At 36.3% G+C, this 21,063-nt stretch carries 20 protein-coding genes and 2 riboswitches; of the genes, 2 read left to right on the forward strand and 18 right to left on the reverse strand.

Annotated elements, in window-relative coordinates; translation table 11 throughout:
• Positions 1-22 precede the first annotated feature (22 nt).
• A complete protein-coding gene (splB, locus tag NSQ74_RS17810) occupies positions 23-1,051 on the reverse strand; it encodes a spore photoproduct lyase (RefSeq protein WP_340825103.1) in 1,029 nt (342 codons plus the stop codon).
• Positions 1,052-1,061: 10 nt separating this feature from the next.
• The gene (locus tag NSQ74_RS17815) at positions 1,062-1,283 is read right to left on the reverse strand and encodes a transcriptional regulator SplA domain-containing protein (RefSeq protein WP_340825104.1); all 222 of its coding nucleotides are present in this window, start codon (positions 1,281-1,283) and stop codon (positions 1,062-1,064) included.
• Between the two features lie 586 nt (positions 1,284-1,869).
• On the opposite strand from NSQ74_RS17815, the gene NSQ74_RS17820 reads away from it, so the two are divergent.
• Positions 1,870-2,403 carry an ECF transporter S component gene (locus NSQ74_RS17820; RefSeq protein WP_340825105.1) on the forward strand — a complete coding sequence of 178 codons (534 nt, stop codon included), beginning with the start codon at positions 1,870-1,872 and terminating at the stop codon, positions 2,401-2,403.
• Positions 2,404-2,583: 180 nt separating this feature from the next.
• Here NSQ74_RS17820 and NSQ74_RS17825 read toward each other — a convergent pair whose 3' ends face one another.
• The 16 genes from NSQ74_RS17825 to NSQ74_RS17900 form a co-directional block, all read right to left on the reverse strand.
• The gene (locus NSQ74_RS17825) at positions 2,584-3,093 is read right to left on the reverse strand and encodes a QueT transporter family protein (RefSeq protein WP_340825106.1); all 510 of its coding nucleotides are present in this window, start codon (positions 3,091-3,093) and stop codon (positions 2,584-2,586) included.
• A gap of 152 nt (positions 3,094-3,245) precedes the next feature.
• Positions 3,246-4,001: a 3-oxoacyl-ACP reductase gene (locus NSQ74_RS17830; protein ID WP_340825108.1), complete on the reverse strand. Its 756-nt coding sequence runs from the start codon at positions 3,999-4,001 to the stop codon at positions 3,246-3,248.
• A gap of 152 nt (positions 4,002-4,153) precedes the next feature.
• Positions 4,154-4,375 carry a DUF2829 domain-containing protein gene (locus NSQ74_RS17835; protein ID WP_340825109.1) on the reverse strand — a complete coding sequence of 74 codons (222 nt, stop codon included), beginning with the start codon at positions 4,373-4,375 and terminating at the stop codon, positions 4,154-4,156.
• A gap of 259 nt (positions 4,376-4,634) precedes the next feature.
• A complete protein-coding gene (locus NSQ74_RS17840) occupies positions 4,635-6,122 on the reverse strand; it encodes a malate:quinone oxidoreductase (protein ID WP_340825110.1) in 1,488 nt (495 codons plus the stop codon).
• A 1,104-nt stretch (positions 6,123-7,226) separates the two neighbouring features.
• Complete coding sequence (locus NSQ74_RS17845) at positions 7,227-7,379, reverse strand: hypothetical protein (protein WP_340825111.1); 153 nt, start codon at positions 7,377-7,379, stop codon at positions 7,227-7,229.
• 208 nt (positions 7,380-7,587) lie between these two features.
• Positions 7,588-7,833, reverse strand: a complete 246-nt coding sequence (locus NSQ74_RS17850; RefSeq protein ID WP_340825112.1) for a cold-shock protein — start codon at positions 7,831-7,833, stop codon at positions 7,588-7,590.
• A gap of 138 nt (positions 7,834-7,971) precedes the next feature.
• Positions 7,972-8,529 (reverse strand): histidine phosphatase family protein, encoded by a 558-nt coding sequence (locus tag NSQ74_RS17855; RefSeq protein WP_340825114.1) that lies wholly within the window; start codon positions 8,527-8,529, stop codon positions 7,972-7,974.
• A 265-nt stretch (positions 8,530-8,794) separates the two neighbouring features.
• Complete coding sequence (locus NSQ74_RS17860) at positions 8,795-10,102, reverse strand: Spo0B domain-containing protein (RefSeq protein ID WP_340825116.1); 1,308 nt, start codon at positions 10,100-10,102, stop codon at positions 8,795-8,797.
• Between the two features lie 321 nt (positions 10,103-10,423).
• Positions 10,424-11,458, reverse strand: a complete 1,035-nt coding sequence (locus NSQ74_RS17865) for a C45 family peptidase (RefSeq protein ID WP_340825118.1) — start codon at positions 11,456-11,458, stop codon at positions 10,424-10,426.
• A gap of 225 nt (positions 11,459-11,683) precedes the next feature.
• Complete coding sequence (locus NSQ74_RS17870) at positions 11,684-11,911, reverse strand: DUF1540 domain-containing protein (protein WP_340825119.1); 228 nt, start codon at positions 11,909-11,911, stop codon at positions 11,684-11,686.
• A 140-nt stretch (positions 11,912-12,051) separates the two neighbouring features.
• On the reverse strand, positions 12,052-13,494 hold the full coding sequence (locus tag NSQ74_RS17875; RefSeq protein ID WP_340825120.1) for a spore germination protein: 1,443 nt from the start codon (positions 13,492-13,494) through the stop codon (positions 12,052-12,054).
• Between the two features lie 135 nt (positions 13,495-13,629).
• Entirely contained in the window at positions 13,630-14,097 is a 468-nt protein-coding gene (ribH, locus tag NSQ74_RS17880) for a 6,7-dimethyl-8-ribityllumazine synthase (RefSeq protein ID WP_340825121.1), read from the reverse strand.
• 17 nt (positions 14,098-14,114) lie between these two features.
• Entirely contained in the window at positions 14,115-14,744 is a 630-nt protein-coding gene (ribB, locus tag NSQ74_RS17885) for a 3,4-dihydroxy-2-butanone-4-phosphate synthase (RefSeq protein WP_340825122.1), read from the reverse strand.
• Positions 14,745-14,801: 57 nt separating this feature from the next.
• Positions 14,802-15,440, reverse strand: coding sequence for a riboflavin synthase (ribE, locus tag NSQ74_RS17890; RefSeq protein WP_340825123.1), 639 nt, complete (start codon positions 15,438-15,440; stop codon positions 14,802-14,804).
• 158 nt (positions 15,441-15,598) lie between these two features.
• Positions 15,599-15,724, reverse strand: a riboswitch (FMN riboswitch).
• Positions 15,725-15,845: 121 nt separating this feature from the next.
• A riboswitch (FMN riboswitch) is annotated at positions 15,846-15,971 on the reverse strand.
• Positions 15,972-16,302: 331 nt separating this feature from the next.
• The gene (uvrA, locus tag NSQ74_RS17895; RefSeq protein ID WP_340825124.1) at positions 16,303-18,807 is read right to left on the reverse strand and encodes an excinuclease ABC subunit UvrA; all 2,505 of its coding nucleotides are present in this window, start codon (positions 18,805-18,807) and stop codon (positions 16,303-16,305) included.
• A 68-nt stretch (positions 18,808-18,875) separates the two neighbouring features.
• The gene (locus NSQ74_RS17900; RefSeq protein ID WP_340825126.1) at positions 18,876-20,408 is read right to left on the reverse strand and encodes an MDR family MFS transporter; all 1,533 of its coding nucleotides are present in this window, start codon (positions 20,406-20,408) and stop codon (positions 18,876-18,878) included.
• 157 nt (positions 20,409-20,565) lie between these two features.
• Here NSQ74_RS17900 and NSQ74_RS17905 point away from each other — a divergent pair, with 157 nt between their 5' ends.
• Complete coding sequence (locus NSQ74_RS17905) at positions 20,566-21,048, forward strand: MarR family winged helix-turn-helix transcriptional regulator (RefSeq protein ID WP_340826494.1); 483 nt, start codon at positions 20,566-20,568, stop codon at positions 21,046-21,048.
• Positions 21,049-21,063: the final 15 nt, after the last annotated feature.

Below are 21,063 nucleotides of genomic sequence, written 5' to 3' on the forward strand. Positions count from 1 at the left end.
AAACTACTGCTACAGTATGTCTTTACGTAAAATATTCTAATTTAGCATTGGGGAAAAATTTCTTCATGTAACCGTAAAGATGTTCTTTAATATCTTCCTCTTCCTCTTTTTGATAAATATATTTGCCAATCCCATATTTGCCCCACTTGTACCTTCTAGCTGTTTCATCCAATTCTAATTTCGTCATTGGATAATTTTTTTCAATGACTCTTTTCGCTGGCTTTGTAAAGCGGTGCTGAATAAATTCAAAGGTAATATCATCCCGCACATCTTGTGGTAATTCAGCATCAAGACGCTCAAACATATGATAATAGCCTTCCTCCCAACCTTCATGAAGATAAATCGGTGCAACAATAAAGCCAAGTGGATATCCCGCCCTCGCCACTTTACCAGCCGCTTCAATGCGCAAGTCTAAAGGTGATGTACCGGGCTCAAAGTTTTTTATGACATAATCCGCATTAACACTAAAACGAAACCTCGTCCTACCATTATGTTTGGCATCTAATAAATGATCGACATAATGGAATTTTGTTACGAATCGCAACAACCCATGTTCACTTTGTCCAAAATGCTCAATAGCTTTCTTTAACGTATGTGTTAAATGATCAATTCCTACAATATCTGAAGTACAAGATGCTTCAAATCGGGTTATTTCAGGAGCTCTTTCTGCCATATAGTGATCTGCAGCCTCAAGAATTTCATCGACATTCACATACGTACGAATATACGGCTTGCTGCCCATCGTTGTTTGCAAATAACAATAATGACAATGCCCCATACATCCAGTTGCAAACGGAATGGCATATTCTGCTGACGGTTTCGATGTATCAAATTTCAACGTTTTTCGAATACCAACGACAAGCGTTGACTTTGCTATACGATACTTTTGCAAATCGTTATCACCTGGGAGATTCCGCACCTGATTATGAGATGTCGTATAACGGATTTCCACACCCAGCTTCTCAAATTTCTCTTTCAATTCCTGTCCTAGTGGATAATCGAGCGCATTAGGCTCAAAATAGACTAGCTGAGGTGTAAATGGTTTTCTCATCCTCTACCTCCTAATGAAAATACTGATTATACGCTTGCTCAGCATCCATTTCACTTCTAAAAATAACAAAGTCATTTGTTAACGGATAGTACGTTTCATATAGAAAGAGCGCTAATTCATTTGGATTTTCTGGATTATTTACGACTGCCGCCTCCTGTATATTCGCTACATCTTGAATATGCGGATTGCGATAAAAAATATAAACAATATCCCCTGCATTATAAGTTTGCATTTACGTTACCCTCCTAAAGCATTTCAATTAGTTTGGCTTAAGAAGGAGGAAATTATGTTAGAGGTTTGTTAGATTGTGTTCTAACCTCACCACAAAACGAAGAGAATTTTTATCTAATTTGTTAACAATCCTTCTATAATAGCTACTAGATGAAGTGCAATAAATTCCATAATTAGTAATTGAAGTATTCACTCTTTGTACCGAATCCATATTGTTAAGAGAATACTAGTGGATAATATGACAAAGAGTAATGATCTCAGTTGCTATCCTTTCTCTTTCCACTGCAGCAATCCTGCAAGTTCTGATAATAGTGCATATGCCCCGATTAATCCATACGTAATAATAATCATTGGATCACTCCATTCTTTTTGTCCTTTCACTTTAAAAGATGGAGTTTACTCCATGTCAACAATTATTATTTGAATTTCCATAAAAACTGACCACTATTTTTTTTGCAAAATTGATACTTTTAAATAGGCCAAGCCTTTGCTAAGGTTATCCTAGCATGCAACATTGATTTACAAAGTAAGGTTTTGCGCAACTATGCTTTGATATCTATAAAGCAAAATAAGGAAGGTTTTCAACTATGCAAAAAACAATAAGCTATTCACATTCAAGAACTTTTGATCTTATTCTATCGGCAATGTTAATTGCACTTGTCTTCGTGGCAACACTCACATTAAATATTAAACTACCGATTAAAGCCAATGGTGGATTAGTACATCTTGGAACAGGCATGCTTTTTACAGCATCTATTCTTTTTGGTTCTAAAAAAGGAGCCATTGCAGGTGCAATTGGCATGGGTTTATTCGACGTCGTTTCCGGTTGGATGTTGTGGGCCCCTATTACATTTGTTGCTCGTGGCTTACAAGGCTATATCGTAGGAAAAATCGCTTGGTCGAACGGACGTAAAGGAAACAGCATTCCCTTCAATCTTTTCGCAATGATTATTTCTGTTCCATTTATGATAGCTGTTTATTACGTTGGTGAAGCTATTTTATATGCTAACTGGATTGCACCATTGGCATCTATTCCTGGAGATTTAGTTCAAAATATTCTCGGGATGATTGTAGCCATACCAGTTTGTGTTTTATTGAAAAAAACACCTATATTTAAATAATTCTTGATCTTAATCTATCGGCGGATTGCATCGTTTTACCGGCGATTCGTGAGCTTCTATCGGCGATTTGCAGGCTTCTATCGGCGATTACAACATTTCTATCGGCGATTCGCAGGCTTCTATCGGCGGTTAACTATCGCATTACGAAAAAAACACAGTCGCTTTCGCGACTGTGTTTTTTTATTTTGATAAATCTATTTTTTTATTTAATAAGTGAATCGTCACTCCACCGACAGTCATTGATAATAACTCTCCGACGCCAACCGTAAACCAAGTCGCCCAAAACGGCAAATCATATAGAATGGTTAACTGGCCTGCAACAGTGAACATCGATAGTGCAAAAATCAATGCTGTGATGACCATTTTCCGACTATCACTCTTAATATTTTTCGTTACTGATCGACAAAGAATTAATACTAGAAATGTTGCTATACCACCGATAGGGACATCGAGAATCCAAGTCGGTGACATAAAATTCGCTAATACTACGCCTAGTGTTACTGCTACAACATACCGTTTATTGTACAGTGCCAAATAGTTGAACATCTCTGATAGACGTAATTGGACAGCTCCAAAACTAATAACTGACAATACTACAGTTACAGCCACATACAAGGCTGCGACCAGTGCTACCTTTGTAAGTTCCCTTACAGAAGTTCGCGATGAATCTTTAACAATAGATGTATTCAATTTGCATTCTCCTTTGTAAAATAGCAATCTGCTATTTTAGTACTAACTACGACCAAAGGAAGAGAGCGTGATGCCCTAACTGAAGTGCCGTAGTGTAAGCTGTTTTTTGCTTACTTGCGTATTATAGCAGAAGAATGATACATTGAACAACACTATTTCGCTATCCATCCACCATCAATCGGGATAACAGCTCCGTGCATATAATCAGCTGAATGACTTGCCAAAAAAAGCGTTAAATTCGCAACTTCACTTGGTTGTGCCCAACGACCTGCAGGTGTTTCGTCGGCAACCCATTTTGCCATTGCACCATCGCCTTCAAAATCAGCTTTGGTCATCGGAGTTTGAATAGCACCTGGCGCAATGGCATTGGCACGTATCCCCTCACGGCAATAGTCTAAATCTAATTGTTTCGTATAGCCTACAATTGCATGTTTAGATGCGGTATATGCCGCACCACCGCCACCTGCAATTAGCCCTGCAATAGACGCCATATTAACAATGATACCAGCTTTGCGTTTTAACATATGGGGTAATATCGTATTCGTGACAAAAAAAGTGCCCTTTACATTCGTGTTCATGATCTTGTCCCAAAGCGCCTCATCAGTATCAAGCGTTTTTGCAAAGCCATCTAAAACGCCAGCAGTATTTAGTAAAATATCCACTTCCTTAAACATCGCCAGTACTTTTTCAAATGATTGCTCTACATCACTTTTCCGATCTACACTACCTACCATAAAACCAAAGCGTTCTGGGTATTGCTCTTGTAAATTCAATAACCCCTGCTCATCTATATCGAAACCGAAAACATTGGCCCCATTTTCTAAAAATGCAACGGCTTGAGCTTGCCCAATACCTGAGGCAGCACCCGTTATAAAAACTGTCTTGCCAATATACTCTTCAAACTTCATAACATCTCTCCTCAATAAAAAGCAATCTACTAATAGTAAAAAATCCAGTTGCTATGATTACCCTTTGTTCTATTAGAAGGTTACTTTGACATCAAAAAAATAGCATACTAAGTAACACCTAGCATACTATTTTCATCTTAAATCACGGTCATTTAGTTTACGATTTTCCAATCTTCCGCTAATAAATCACAGACAGTTGGTGTGAACATCGTATAGCCCTCACCGCGTACATTGATTAAAAAATAGGGATTTAAATTTACTCCGTCATGCTCGCTTTGTCCAACAAGCTTCACATATAATTCAGCACCGCCCCATCCTTCACGGATTACTTTCTCGCCTGCTTTTAAACGCGGTAATACTTCTTCAAATGTCATTTATACTCATCCCTTTTCACAATCTTTTCATACTTTCCTTCCAAAAAAGTATACTGGATAATTATTTTGTTTACAACTATAGCTAGTTCATTTATACTTTTCATTCTAACTACTTTTTTTGCCTTTAATGTGAGTCTCTTGCTATATAAAACGAAAACCAAGGGTGTGCTAACCCCATTTTAGGTCACAATGCTAGACCTTTCCAACGAAAAAAGAACCTTCAATCCAAAATGGATCAAAGGTTCATATTTTTTAATGATTAGTTTTTGTTTAGACGAAGTGCCTGCGCTGTTGAAGCATGGACTTCCTCAAGAAGCTCAGGGTTTTGTAGTAATGAGATACCGTATGAAGGGATCATTTCTTTTAATTTTGACTCCCACTCGTTTGCTTGTTGTGGGAAGCATTTTTTGATAACTTCTAGCATAACGTGAACGGCAGTAGAAGCACCTGGTGATGCACCTAATAATGCAGCGATTGAACCGTCAGCAGCACTTACTACTTCAGTACCAAATTGCAGTGTTCCTTTACCGCCTGCTTCAGTATCTTTAATAACTTGTACACGTTGACCAGCAACTACAATATCCCAATCCTCACTCTTAGCAGTTGGGATAAACTCACGTAACTCTTCCATACGTTGATCTTTTGATAATAGAAGTTGTTGGATTAGGTATTTTGTTAATGACATTTCTTTAACTCCTGCCGCTAATAAAGTAGTAATATTATGCGGTTTTACAGAAGCAAATAAATCCATGTTTGAACCTGTTTTCAAGAACTTTGGTGAGAAACCAGCGAATGGTCCAAATAATAATGATTTTTTGTTATCGATAAAGCGAGTGTCTAAATGTGGAACAGACATTGGTGGCGCACCAACCGCAGCTTTACCGTATACTTTAGCATGGTGTTGTTCAACAATTTCTTGATTTTTACATACCATAAATAATCCACTGATAGGGAATCCACCAATGTGTTTTCCTTCAGGAATGCCTGTTTTTTGTAGTAACTCTAAGCTTCCTCCGCCAGCACCAAGGAAGACGAATTTTGCTGTATGGTACTCCATTTTACAACCATCTTTGTCATGCACTTTTAATTCCCATAAACCGTCTTTCGTACGTTTAATACTTTCGACACTATGGTTGTAGTTGATATCTACATCTTTTTGTTTTAGGTGGTCAAATAAAATACGTGTTAGAGCACCGAAGTTTACGTCTGTACCAGTGTCAATTTTTGTTGCAGCAATGGCCTCATTTGCTGGACGGTCTTGCATAATAAGAGGAATCCATTCCATTAGTTTTTCTGGGTCATCAGAAAATTCCATACCTTTGAAAAGAGGATTATTTGACATTGTTTCATAACGTTTTTTCAAATACTCAACATTTTTTTCGCCTCTTACCATACTCATATGTGGTAATGGCATAATAAAGTCTTGCGGATTTTGGATAAGCTTGTTTTTTACAAGATAAGACCAAAACTGCATCGAAACCTGGAACTGTTCATTAACATTAATTGCTTTGCTAATATCGATAGTACCGTCTGGTTTTTCAGAAGTGTAGTTAAGCTCGCACAGTGCTGCGTGCCCTGTTCCTGCATTATTCCATTCATTAGAGCTTTCCTCACCGGCGTTTGAAAGTTTTTCAAACACAGTAATATTCCAGTCCGGTGCTAATTCTTTGAGCATCGTCCCCAAAGTCGCACTCATAATTCCGGCACCAATTAAGATGACGTCTGATTTAGTTACTCTGTTACTCATTTTTACCATCCTTATATTTTAAGATTTGCAGAAATGATGTCGGTGTAAACTAGTTACACACCTTTTCTGTATCAACTATAAACTTACAATAGTCTATCACAACTAATTAAAGAATAAAATATCTACTACAATATTATAGTAATAAACTAATCAAAAAGTAGTAAAAAATGCGAAGTCAGTCCATAAAGTCATTTGTCTATACTAAAACCAAGACCTTGCCCCCATTGCCAGGGTATTGCAGTGGTTTTCCATTACATATACCAACTCTGCTAAAAGCATTGCGTTTAAAATAAAATCAACTGAATAAATTTTAGTATGCTACTACTAAAATAATTTATCCATCGCTTATTTAAAATAATGGACACTTCATAAACTTCGCTTATTTAAAAAGCCCTAGAACTTTTAGTCTAATAGCCCGCAATCGACTCTATTTTACATGATTCACTAACATTCACAAGGTACCTTTAAACTAATTTTCACTTTTTCGACAGAATGTTTCATACGCTAAAGTATGTATAGTACGCAAAGGCACATAATTTTAACCAAAACAATTACGTTTAATTAATTCATAGCAAAATAGCAAAAACTATGACTTCTATAGTTTTGCTAACTAGCCTATGTTTTACAAATCAAAAGGTTTTCAGTCACCTTCCTCCTTAGCTACTGTATACGCTTTCATCAAATCTATCAAGAGTTAAAGCTTCGATTTAATATTTTCCCTCCTTTTTTATAAGCGATTTTTTGTACATTAAAACTATTTGATTTATCTTCATGTTGTTATATAACACCATCTGTACCAAATAAATTTTACCATACAACAATTGAAATTATTAGAATATTTTATTTTTCAGAAAATAAGAGCAGTTTTTATTGCACACGTATATTACCCAATAAATTCTACTTAAATCAATCTATCATCTTTTTTGTTACCAGATGTGCTTATAATTACAAAAAGGTAGCTCACCAAGATATTAGGTGACCTACCCTTTTAATTTTAGAAATAATGTTTTTAAGCGAATTTTTCAAGCCTATATAATTTAGTTAACGCAATATAATACAGATACAAAATCTATAGCAAAAATGCAACATCTTGTTTTACTAATTTTATTTCATTGAAATAGTAGCTAATTCCATCATTTTTTTCTCAATTGCTTTTTGCTCTGTCGCTTTCATTACTTTTTCAGGCAAATTGTTAGAAATTCGAATAGTATAACGACCATCTAAAATAACCTTCTTTAAGCACTTATTGTGTAGCATTCTACGATTGTAACATCCTACTTATTTCGCGAATGATAGCTCGGTCCGCCATCATTCCCATGGGAAATCTTCACATTGTCTACTAAGTAATAATTATTTGTGTAACGATAGACTTCATCATGTGTGTTATAGACATCAAAGAAATTGTGTGTATCCTTAGCGTAAAATTGAGCTATTAGAAAGCACTATTGATTACACTTCTTCCTATTTAGTCTGATAGGATTTCAACATTTTCCGCAACTTGCTTTTGATCAGTAGAATGTGGCTGCTCAATTAAATCAAAGGACACTTTTTGACCTTGTTTAAGAAATCTATAGCCATCCGGAAATTTTTCATTATTCGGTAAAACTGAGCTAAAATGGACAAAAACGTGATTTTTATCCTCACCATTCAGCATAATACGGCCATAGCCCTTTTCTTCTTTATACCATTTAACAATTCCCTCTCGTTTCATATTATTAACCACCTATTCATAGATTCTTATTTTACAATAAATAATAAGCATGTAAAAACATTATTCCAAAAATCAGAACACTCATAAGAGGGTTAGAAATAAAAGCTTATTAGGTTGAATACATTGAACTTTCACTACCTATTTATAAAGAGGATTCCCTAAAGTCGCTAAATCAGTTAATGGTAGCTGTTTTATAATTTCATAACCGTTACCTTCACCTTTAGGCTTTACAATGACCGTTCCCATATTAGGAATTTTACCTAACCCTATTCCATTTGGAAAACTATGCGCTATAATTACTTGATTTGTCCCAAAGGGAGGTGTCTTTTCTAATTGAGATTGAACATTTTTCAAAATATGCTGTTGTTCTATAGCTGATATGTCCCCTCCTAGTTTATTAATTTCAAACCAAAAAGGGTCGATTTGAATATACATTGTGGGGAATGCTAGCTGCGCTGTCTCAATTGTTCTACACAACGGGCTTGCAATAATAGGTGAATTAATCGGGATTTGCCAATAACGAAGCATTTGTCCATAGTAAGCGGCCTCTCTTCGACCGTAGTCAGACAAATTACGTTGTGTATAGCAATATTGAAAATTAAAATATGGCTGATCCTTTCCAACTGTTGCCTCCCCATGTCTAACATATAAAATGAAGCCACCAGCTCGCAGTAAATCAAGAATTGACTGTTCCAAATCTTTCTTTGCCCCCTAACCTACCTTAAATATTTACTGTTAATATATGACTTACTTTGTACATAAAATGATGCGCATCACACGTGAATTTACTCCAAAACCAAAAGCTCCCTACAAAATATAGGGAGCTTTCTGCTTATTTTTATAGAAACCTTATCACAATTTTAAATCCTGTAAACACAAATCGAGTCGCTAAATCTAACAAATTGGATTTAGCCTATAATGTTATGGCAATACATACATGCACTTATCGCCCTGCACTATTTCACTTTAGAGGAATGATTACAGTCGCTGTCGTTTCTAATTCGGCTGTCGTTTGAATAGAGATATTTCCATTATATTTTTTGACAACCTCTTTTACGATAAATAATCCTTGCCCTCTTATTTTACCGAATTCAGGTTTTTTTGTTGTAAACCCTTGTTTAAATATTTGTTCCGGCTCAGATATTGTCGGTCCTGTATTAATAATTTCAAAGACGTACTTCGTTTCATCCGCATGACAACAAATTGTCATTTTACGTTCGCTCTCCGGCAATTCAGTTGTGGCATCAATAGCGTTATCAATTAAATTTGATAATAACTTAATTAAATCTGTTGTTTTAATATTAATAAAAGCATCCTGTGAAACAGATATATCCATCTCAATATTATGGTTTTGGGCTGCAAGTTTTTTCGTTTGCAACAAGATTGAAAGCCCAGGGTGATTTATATTTAATTTTAGTGATTTAATTGCCTGCACATCTTTAGATAATGAAGATAAATATTGTTTTGCTTGTTCTTGCTCCCCTAGTTGCAGTAGCCCATGCAATACTTGTATATGATTGGTGAAATCATGTCTTAATGAAGATACAGAAGTAATTAACGCTTTAATTTCAGCTTGATATGTATCTTCAGTTACCCCCACTTCTTTCGTCACTTCTTTTTGATACCATCTCTGTAAAAAGAAGAAAGAAGCAATAACGATTAAAATAAATAGTCCATTATAAATAAACATGAGTAAATTATTTTCTAGAACTTTTCCTTTAATGCCATTAACTTTGTCGGCACCAATATCAATACCAAGGTAGCCAATAATTTGTCCATTTTCATTCTTAATAGGTGCTCCTACAGAAAGATAATCGCCATGGTCTGGATCCTCAATTACATTCGTAACATAAGTTAACCCTCGATAAGCTAGTTTGATTTGCTTCTCAGGCACAGTACAAATTTGTCCTATTTCAAACCCTTCTGTGTAGCTATTAGGTACACCAGCAATCAACGCTTTTGATACTTGAGGATTATCAATTTCTAATGTATACACAAATAAGGCACCCAGTTTTTCTCTTGCATCATTTAAATAGCTTCTTAATTCCCAATAATCTTCACTTTCCACAGGATTATTTAAAAATTGCTGATACTGTTTGACATCAAGTGATGATGCAATGGATATAGCCGCTTCCAGACTTTGGTTAGCGATTGACTCTTCCACCGTTTTTTTCATCTTCACATAAGAAGTGACAACATTTAAACTTGTGAACAATGACAATAATACTGTCGCTAATACTAATATTAGTTTAATTTTACGTTTTTTCATACAAACTGGTACTTCCTCATCTATTGTATTAAATATTTAATTATGTGTATTTACTACTGTAACATTTAATATTTATGATAACTGCAATAATATTATACTATAGTAATTTTCATTTTTTCATGTTTGTTTTAAAAAAATCCCTTTGAAATATAACTTATATCCAAGTTTATCTTTTATAAAAATTTTAAATTGTTATACTATATAAAATAATTTCATTTTCTTTCGAAAAGCGAAATAGCAACAAAAGGAAAGGAGAACAGCCCAACAAAAGTTATGCCATTCCCCCTAGTATCTATTAAATTATAAACTATGCATGACGAATTAGATAGCCTGAAGTATTTTTCCTTTTATGGTTGTCGGAAGAATAAGGTCACCCCTTAAAAATTGATGCAGGGAAAACGTAAGTGGCTCACTATTCTCCCCTATTCCCACAATGACTTCTAATTGATTTGGTGAGTATAGCACTGTGTGAAATGTACCAAAGTATTCTTTATATTGCTTAAAAAATAGTGGTGAATCTCCATCATTAAAATATTGAAAAGCAGACATAGCAGTCGTACATGCGTTTGCAACAAAATGATTTATATAGCGCTTGCGTTGTATTGAATTATCAATAGATGCTTTATTTTTCTCTTTCAATTCTTGTGATTCAAAATGATTAGTACACATAAATGAGTGTTGTTCAAAAACAATTTGCTCCATTGGTGTAGCCTCTACCACGACCACTTTCCCACTTCGATCAATCATCGAGTAGTTGTAGCAATAACGATGTGGGATTTTTTTTAATAGCAAAATGGCTTCTTCAATATTTTTACATTTATCCAGTAATATTCGAACAATTGTTGACGCAAGAAAGCCATCTCCTTCCCATTCATTATTAACGAAATGAAGTCCTACAACTAATCCTTTTTCATTCATTCCATCTAGCCTACCAATGATTTGCTGGCTAAATCCAACACTTGCATACCCTTCTGACGGATTAGAAAAAACAAGCCTTGCATCATATAAAGTAGGGCTAAAATCGTAATTTCTCACATAATGCCCATTATGCACAAACGACGTACATCCCATATCTGGAAATGTCATATTATAACCACTATACATTTTTATAAGGGATTCATATGACTGTTCTAAACCAGAAGCTAACCCTTTTATCTCTTGTAAAAGATTCGGTGAAATATTCTGTAATGCCTCTTGAGCCTTTTGAGCATTACAAGTAGCTGATAAGGCAAGAAACAGTTCATCTTGTATTAAATGAGCAGATGATTGTATTTCCTTACTTTGTTGAAAACCCATGTCATAAGCATCTCCCATTATCGAAACTACGCTTACTACTAAATCTTCGTATTTTTCCATTTCCATACCTCCTATACTCCAATCGGATGATAATATTATCGTATTCCTTCAAGTAACTGGAAGGTCAAGAGGCACTATAAAAAATGCTAAAAAAAGAAGTCATCTTCCATATAGGAAGACGACTTTCAAAGTGACCAAATCATTAATTATAAGGTAAAGATAAATTATTTAAATATTGCCCTTAATTCTCTATTTGCAATTATTTAAACAACCTATACCTATCATCTAAAGTTTTTCTTTTTCTTTAGATCTGAATGTTTTACAACACGTATCTGATGATTGACTTGCCGCCTCTTTGGACATATGCATTTCAAAATCAGAAGCAAACTCTGCATCATGTTTCTTATCGATACGTTTATCCATATCGATTGCTATCTTTTCAGCACCACAAAAATTACCTTTGGCATGGAAAACACAATTTGATACAGCACAGCTTACTTGAACATTCGGCATAACTATCCACCCCTTGTGATTGGTCTAGAAAAATATAGATAAGTCTAATCCATACTCTTCATTAAGTATTTTGTCCAATCCAAGCGTTTTTACAAGCAAAGCATGAAAATAACTTTATTATTTATTTAAAATGGCTATCATTAATTTTTACTGGAAGACCGAGTTTTATCTTGAGGCTGTAAAAATTTTGGGCGTTTATTATATCCACTTGGAGCTGCACGTATTAAAGATTTTTTGATATCAGACCAATTCAAATCTGCACCAAGACTTACGTACGGTACACCTAGCACGCGTATATTCGCAACATAAATAAGAATAAAGAATAGGGACAAAAAGAAACCAAATAAGCCAAAAAAAGAAGCCATTAAGACGACAAATAGACGGAAAATACTCATGGCCGTTACAAACGATTGATTTACAAGTGTATATGCCGCAATACTTGAAATAGCAATTACTACTATCATTGAAGGACTCGTTATGCCTGCCTTAATCGCCGCATCTCCGACAATTAAACCTCCCACAACACTCATGGTTCCGCTCAAAAGAGATGGTAAGCGGAGACTTGCCTCTCGAAATAATTCAAACATAAATAACATGAGCAATATTTCCAGTAAGGTAGGAAAAGGCAAGCCAGTTCTTGATTGTACAACTGTTGCTAAAAGTAGAATTGGCATTTGTTCTTGATGATAGGTCGATAAGGCAAGCCAAAAACCTGGTGCAAGCATACTTATTAATATGCCTACGATTCGTAGCAGTCGTTCTATAGAACCTACAATAGCTGGATAATCATTGTCTTCACCTGATTTAAAGAGTAAAAAGATATTAGGTGGTGTAATGATGACATAGGACACTCCATCAACTAAAATAAGAATGCGTCCTCTACTTAACGTTTGTACTGCAAAATCTGGGCGACCTGTATAATCATGTAGGGGAAGAATTTTAGATGTTTTGCCCACCCCATCCATCAATATATCGCCATTAATCACGACATCTGTATCAACTTTACGTAATTGCGTTTTCACTTCATCCACCATCGTTTTATTGGCAATATCCTCCATATAAAGAACGGCTACAGTTGTTTTAGAACGCCTACCAATTTCCATTGTTTCTACACTCAATGAATTAGTTGGTAGTCGCTTGCGAATTAGAGCAATGTTAATAAAGACATCTTCTATAAAATCATCTCTCGGTCCTTTAATTACCAGTTCATTTTTTGTTTCTTCAGGATTTCGATTCGGCTTATTTGAAATTTTACTTGAGAATAAAATTTTCTCCTTTTCAAAGTACAGCAAAGCATATCCTGTATATACACGTGTAGTAGCCTCTTCTAAATTCGTTATTTTTTGAAGATTTGGAATGTGTAATTCATTTATTATTTGCTCTGCTAATAATGGTGTTGAAACATTTTCGCACAAAGATTGGACTCGATTTATAATGACCTTATTCAATAATAACTGATCGAACATTGATTCACATGTAATAAAATGAACATTATGCTGTTGAAAGGTATAAGATTGAAATATTACGTCAGCAGAGCGTTGAAATAGTTCTTTCAACGTTTTCAATTCGATATTTTGATTCATTGATTGAATATTCCTCATCTCCTACTGAACTCGATTCAAATAAATTATTGTATTAAAATACACATACAATATTTTTCCCAATGTCCAGCAAATTATGCAGTTATCCTTTTCACCTATACATTATGTCATTGAAATTTAGCCAATCATTTTCTGTAAATTCGCCATTTCAATAGCTGATATTGCTGCGTCATAACCTTTATTACCAGATTTTGTCCCAGCGCGTTCAATTGCCTGCTCAATATTTTCAGTTGTGACAACACCAAAAATAACTGGTATGTTAGTTGTAAGAGAAACGTTAGCTATGCCTTTTGCTGATTCGTTACAAACATAATCATAATGTGTTGTAGAGCCACGAATAACTGTGCCAAGACCAATAATGGCATCATATTTTTTTGTTTCCGCTAGCTGTTTTGCAATAAATGGAATTTCAAATGCACCTGGTACCCACGCAACATCAATTAAATCCTCGTCTACACCATGACGTTTTAGCCCATCCATTGCACCGCTTAATAATTTACTAGTAATAAATTCATTAAATCGACCAACTACTACCGCTATTTTTAAATCATTGCCAATTAATTGTGCTTCAAATGTTTTTCCCATAAATTGATTCTCCTCTTTTACACTGTAAGTGAATTTTTTCCTTGTATTTGTTGACGACGATAGGCTGCTAATGCATCAATCGAAATCATTTTTAATTTGTGTTTTTCCGCATATTTGACTAAGTCATCAAAGCGAAGCATTTCACCATCATCCCCCATGATTTCACAAATAACACCAGCTTGTATGCTTCGGCAAAGCCTTGCTAAATCGATAGTTGCCTCCGTATGCCCTCTACGTTCTAAAACACCATTTTCCTTTGCTATAAGGGGAAATACATGCCCAGGTCTACGAAAATCAGTTGCTTGCGCTTGTGACTCTAGCATTTTTCGAATTGTCAACGCACGTTCAAAGGCGCTAATGCCTGTTTTTGTATCTTTGTAATCAATACTTACAGTAAATGCCGTTTGGTGATGATCTGTATTATTTATGACCATTGGATGCAACGCTAATTGTTGTGCAAGCTCCTGTGAAATCGGCGTACAAATAAGCCCTCTTCCATATGTGGCCATAAAGTTTATCGTTTCTGGTGACATGAACTCTGCAAGGGCAAGTAAATCCCCTTCATTTTCACGATCTTCATCATCCACGACAACAATCATTTTGCCTTGTTTTAAATCTGCAATTGCTTCTTCAATTGAATGTAGCAAATTGCCACCTCCTAATAAACTTTAATTTACTGTACGTTCTTTACTTTCAAAGACAGGTTAAAACCCATGCTTCGCTAAGTAATCTTTTGTAATGGTCGGTGATTGCTGACCACGCTGTAGCTGGTGCATAATGTATTTACCAACTAAATCGGTCTCAATATTGACTGGTGATCCAACATTTTTTGTCCCTAATACGGTTTCCTTATATGTGTGTGGAATAAGCGATACGGTGACGCTGTTTTTTGCCACATGGAAGAGCGTTAAACTCGTTCCATCAATTGTGATTGAACCTTTAGGAATACAATAGCAAGTTAACTCCTCTGAAAGTTCTATATCGATGTATACTGCATTGGCCATTGGACGTTTGCGTAATATTTTTCCCACTCCATCAACATGCCCTGAAACAAAATGACCACCAAAACGTCCATTCGCAGGCATTGCACGCTCTAAATTTACTGCATTACCAACCGTGAGTTGCTGCAAATTTGTCGCTTTCACTGTTTCAGGCATTACGTCCATTGTCAGTTCCTGCTCATTATATTGTGTTACTGTCAAACACACGCCATTGACAGCTATACTATCTCCTAGCTGCACGTCCGATACTATCTTTGGCGAAATAACAGTTATTTTCATACTTTGTCTATCGTTTTGCAAGGTTTTTACTGTACCAACATCCTCAATAATACCTGTAAACACATTTTTCCACCTACTTTCTACTTTTTAAATTTTGACCTGTAATTGCTTAAACGAGACAAACAAAAAACCCCATATAAAAATGAGGTTTGGGAGTTCTAATTCATAAGACGTCACTAAATAAACCTAATGGAAATAAATTTTCCAAAGGCTACCATCTCATCGTTCTTCTCCCATCCAGACTATAACTGTCGGTTTTGGATTTGCACCAAATCAGCTTGCGCTCACGGACTTTGAATTGCTTCATCACCGCCGATTGGGAATTTCACCCTACCCCGAAGAACAGATACCTATTAAATTTTTAACTTAATAAAAAAACTCCCCAACGAAGGCGATGGGAAGTAGTTTTGAATATAAGCGTAGCCAAATAGACCTTTTAAAGTCATATGAATTTAAAAAGCTTACACATCTACCCTTCTCCCATCCAGACTGTAACTGTCGGTTTTGGATTTGCACCAAATCAGCTTGCGCTCACGGACTTTGAATTACTTCATCACCGCCGATTGGGAATTTCACCCTACCCTGAAGGATATGTTTATTTAGTTACTTCATACGATAACATTATTTTAATACATTATCCACTTAAAATTTTTTAATGGCTATTTTGTGCAGTTTAATTGCCTTGGCACAATCCACATGTGCAAATTAAAGCAACCAGCTAATAATTGAGCGTATGAATAAGGAGCAAGTGACTTTGGGGATAATTTAAAATAGAAACGTTTGCATGAACTTTTGAAGGGTTCATAAATAAATACGCTCTTTTAGTAGAAAGATGTACAGTAACCTTCATCTTAACTAAAAGAGCGTATTCTTTTTAATTTTCTATTTTTTGGTATTTCCCTAAAGTACCGTTTGTTAAATGTAATTAGAACGCTTCGGCGAGTACTTCTTTCAGAAACATCCCCGTATAGGAATCCGATACTTTTGCCACTTGCTCTGGCGTTCCTTCAGCTACAAGCTTACCACCTGCGGCTCCTCCTTCAGGTCCAATATCGATAACCCAGTCAGATTCACGGATTAATTCCAGACTATGTTCGACGACGATAATGGTATTTCCGGCACAGACAAGTCTGTTTAATAAAGCATGTAACAATTTAATATCAGATGGATGAAGACCTGTCGTAGGTTCGTCCAATAAATAAAGCGTGTGGTTTTTGGATGCTTTACTTAATTCGTTTGCCAGCCTAATACGCTGTCCTTCACCGCCAGATAAAGTTTTGACCGATTGCCCCCATTGAAGATAACCCAACCCAACCTCACATAGCATTTCAATCATGCGAGAAATCTTTGTTTCCGATTTCAAAATTGGTAAGCTCTCCTCCACAGACATATTTAGCAAATCTGAAATGGAGTATCCTTCATATTTAACTTGCAACACTTCGTCAGTAAATCTTTTCCCTTTGCAGTTTGTACATGTCACTTCTATATCTGCTAGGAAATCCATATCTACTGATAATACCCCTAAACCTTGGCATGTTTCACATCGTCCACCCGCAGAGTTAAATGAGAAATGCTTTGAAGTTAATTCTCTTTCTTTTGCTTCTGGCAATCCTGCAAACAATTTGCGGAGGTGAGTAAAGACATCCGTATAAGTAGCGACATTAGAACGCTGTACTCTTCCCATTGGCGATTGGTCAAAGATAACGATATTTTCGATATGCTCTAACCCACTAATTTCCTTACATCCTATTTGGGCAAGGTTTTTCGATTTTCCTTGTGCAAGAATGTCAAAAACAAGCGTAGATTTCCCTGAACCTGAAACGCCTGTTACTGACACAAGACACCCCAATGGAATAAAAGCAGTAGGGATGTCGACATTTCGAAGTTTTGCTTGTTGAATCGTGATATGCTGTCCATTTCCCTCCCTACGAACTCGAACAGGAGAAGGGGAGCATTCTTCTACCAAATAAGCTCCAGTCACTGATTGCTCATTTGACATTAAATCATCCAGACTGCCTTCACCTACAACAGTACCACCATGTATTCCCGCACCAGGACCGATATCAATGATATGATCTGCCGCTCGCATCATCTCAACATCATGCTCGATAACTAGTACAGTATTACCTAAATCACGTAATTCCTGAAGCACTCGAATGAGACCTGCTGTATCCTTTGCATGAAGACCGGTTGTCGGTTCATCCAAAATATACAGAACGCCAGTTAAAGCTGAACCTAATATGGTAGCAAGTCGTAGACGTTGTGTTTCCCCACCAGACAATGATACCGTCTGACGGTTCAATGAAAGGTAACCAAGTCCAACATCGATAAGCCGCTGAAGTGTTGTTAACATATCCTCGATAATAGGCACCAATAAATGATGACTTGCTTCAGGTAACGCCGTCTGCAAGCTATTCGTCCATTTGAATACATCTTCAAGCGACCACTCAGATACGTCCGAAATTGTTGCATCCGCTACCTTAACTTGACGAACTTCTTTCTTTAAGCGTGCACCAAGGCAATCTGGGCAAAGTTGTTCATGAAAGAAACTTCCTTCTTTTTCTTTAGCCCCTGATTCTCCCTCTTTCTCCTTATATCGTCTCCATAAGCTCGGTATGACTCCTTCAAACTTTGTTCCTGAGACCGGTTTACTATTTGGATAGTGAAGTTTAAATTCCTCGCTCTCGACGCCATAATATAATAAATCTCGCTGAACATCATCGTAATCTTTTAATGGTAGATCAAGATCAAATTCAAATCCATAATGCTTTCCTGCTGCCACTAAAATACGCATTTGAATGTCACGATGGACCCCCTTTAGTGAAGCTACGCCACCGTCTCGTAAGCTGAGCTCAGGATTAAACACCATCGCCTCATTTATACTCGCCACATGACCAAGGCCACTACAAGTTTCACAAGCACCTTCAGGCTTGTTAAAAGAAAAATGTAGCATGCCTAATTTCGCTTGCTGTTCATGACAATTAGGACAACTAATTATTTGATTGTCTATTTCTTCATCTTCTTCTACGAACGCTTCTGTTGGTTCAAAAGAAGCAGGAATACTCATATTACATGAAGTACAAACTTGTTCCCCAAGTCTGGCAAAGATAAATCGGATATACTTATAAATTTCTGTTACTGTTCCTACCGTTGAACGTGGATTTCGATTTGTCACATGCTGCCCGACGCTAATTGACGGTGACAGCCCACGAATAAACTCAACCTTTGGCTTGCTAATCGTATTAGCCATCATTCCCATAGAATCTAAATACTGTCTCTGGCATTCCCGCTGAAGTGTATCCATAGCTAACGTTGATTTCCCTGAGCCAGAAGGTCCAGTCAGTACTACTAGCTTATATTTCGGTATGGAAAGCGACACTTTCTTCAAATTATTTTCCCAAGCACCTTTAATAAAAATGGTCTCTTTCATCATTATCCTCCTGAACATAGTACGACTTACTAGTATCATCAATAGCTTAAATTCTTACGATATTTTATTTAATTTTCCTTGTTGTCTTTTTCAGCTGTAACAATCACTCGAGAGTTCCCCATCATGAAAACGAAAATGGCTGCAATAACAATAGGAATGAGTGCAAGAAGAAACACATGTGTCACAGAGTTAGACATAGCATTCACAATAATATCAAGAATGTTTGCAGGGATATTTTCGCGTACACTAGGTTCAAAAATTTCTCTCATATCGCCAACATCAAACATTGCAGAATTTGATCCTTGCCCCATATTTTTGAAACCTTCTGTTAGCTTACTAGTAAATACATTGTTTTGAATTGTGCCAAAGATTGTAATGCCCATCGTCATACCTAGCGTACGAAGAAACGAATTTGTTGAATTTGCAGTACCGCGATAACGAGCATCTAAATTATGCTGTGAAGCTGTCGGTAATAATGAGAAAGAGAAGCCCATGCCAAAGCCTACGAGAATCATATACAGCGTAAGAAGTATTCGAGCCGTATCTGGCGTAAGTGTGCTTAGTAAAAACATACCTGCAAAATAAGATATTACTGAAATAACCATTAAGTTTCGATAGCTCATTTTCGTTAAGAAAATACCGCCAAAAGCACTTCCTGCAACAGACCCCAACATCATTGGCATCAAAATTAGCCCTGCATTCGTAGCGGAAGCACCATATACAGCTTGCACATAAATTGGTATATATACTGTTAAAATAATAAAAGTACCACCATATAAGAACGCTAACATTTGCGAAGAGGCAAATAATCGACGTTTAAATAAGAAGAAAGGAAGTATTGGTTCTTCTGCTTTCAGCTCTACAAAAAAGAACACGATAAAGAACACAGCGAAACTGATAAATAATGAAATTATCGGCGCAGAACTCCAATCGAACTGTTTACCACCTAGCTCCAATGCGAACATAAGACTTATAACAGCGAATACAAGTGTAGCCGCTCCCCACCAATCGATTTTCTGTTTAGTAAGAACCGGGGATTCTTTATAATTTTTTATAATAAGCATTAATGAAACGATACCGATTGGCAAGTTAATATAAAAAACCCATTCCCAACCAAAATGATCTGTAATATAAGCTCCTAAAAGTGGACCTACAACACTTGCGATACCGAATACAGCACCAAGTAGCCCTACCATTTTCCCTCGTTTTTCTGGTGGAAAGATGTCAAATACAATTGTAAATGCGATTGGCATTAGCGCACCTGCACCAATCCCTTGAATCGCGCGGAAAATGCTAAGTTGCTCAATTGTATGAGCGAAACCGCAAAGAGCCGAACCAAGTAAAAAAACACCTAAACCAAAAATAAAAAATCTTTTTCTTCCATACATATCGGATAACTTACCGAAAATAGGCATACCAGCCATTGTTGTTACCATATAAGCAGAAGTAACCCAAACAAATTTGTCCATGCCTCCAAGTTGCGATACGATTGTTCCCATTGCAGTCGCAACAATTGTATTGTCAATTGCTGACATAAAAATGGCAAGAAGTAAACCTGCCACTACTAATTTTGTATTACTATTACTTTTCGATGCTTCCATTTAGAAACCCCTTTACAAATTATTAATACCTTCGCTAGAATGAACACGTAAACAATTACACACTCATCAAATATCTTGACCATCTAATATCTCGACCATCAAGATATTAATAGTCTAAAAGGAGGCTTATCTTTTGTCAAGCAATCAAGAAAATCAAATGACTGATCCACGTGAACATTTCACTTCACTTATGCGCGGGCTAGGAACTCGCACAATATTACACCAGCAAAATGTGGCCGCATCTCTTGGGCTATACAATAATGATTTTATTTCTTTGGATATTTTGCGTGAAACTGGTCCAATTACTGCCGGAGAGCTTTCAAAAAAAACGGGCCTTGCTACAGGTAGTATTACAGCATTAGTTGATCGCCTTGAAAAAATCGGTTATGTGCGTAGAGAAAATGACCCTAATGATCGTCGCAGGGTCATTATAGTCCCAGAATATGAATCGAAAGAAGAAATCCGTCATACGTATGAGTCGCTTCACCAAGCCATGCTTCAACTAGCTTCATCCTACAAGCAAGAAGAGCTTGCTCTCATTTCACAGTTTTTACAAAACGCAAGTACAGTACTAGAAGAGCAAATACAACTTCTCAGTTCTTCTACACAAAGCAAATCTTCAACAAAAACGATACGTTAAAACTAAAACAGGACG

The sequence above is a fragment of the Lysinibacillus sp. FSL W8-0992 genome, assembly GCF_038008685.1.
Taxonomy (GTDB): domain Bacteria; phylum Bacillota; class Bacilli; order Bacillales_A; family Planococcaceae; genus Lysinibacillus.